The organism is Roseateles sp. P5_B10 (genome assembly GCF_056400485.1).
The window spans coordinates 1-517 of the sequence record NZ_JBFULE010001775.1 but is presented as its reverse complement, the minus strand read 5'-3'; the positions used below and the strand labels follow the sequence as shown (position 1 = coordinate 517).

1 protein-coding gene is annotated in these 517 nt (G+C 58.0%); it reads right to left on the bottom strand.

The window, feature by feature from the left end; all coding sequences use genetic code 11:
• On the bottom strand, positions 1–517 hold a 517-nt coding region (locus tag AC1DU6_RS35840), incomplete at both ends, for a phage major capsid protein (RefSeq protein WP_477863412.1).

The window sequence follows — 517 nt, the reverse complement described above, 5'->3', positions numbered from 1 at the left end:
GTCCACGATCAGGTAGCCCCTGCGGAAATCGCCGAAGGCGATGGACAGCGAGCCAGCGGCAACATCCGGCATGTCCTCGGCCTCCAGCAGCGGAAAACCGATCAGGCTTGATTTTCCTCCGGCTACAGCAGGCGGCTGCCACAGATACACACCAGTGGTATCCTTGAATTTGCGTACCGAACTTTGCGTCTTCCGGTTCATCACGAAGGTTGCATTCTGGCGATAGCCCGAGCGAAGCGCGTAGATGAGATCCACCAATACATCCGAAGGATTTTCATTGGGGAACGCGCCAGCCGCCCCGCTTGGCACATAGCCCACATTGCCCCACGTCCATGAGCTGTTGGCAACCGTGGTGTAGGCCAGGAAACCCTTCGGCTTGTTATTGCCATCGCCGTTCACGAACGCAGCGCCCTCCTGCATCGCAAATACGAGTTCGACCTCGCCGGCCAACCATTCGTCGATATTGACCGCGGAATCGTCGAGTAACGTCGCAGTAGCTGCTGGCATCGCGTAAAGC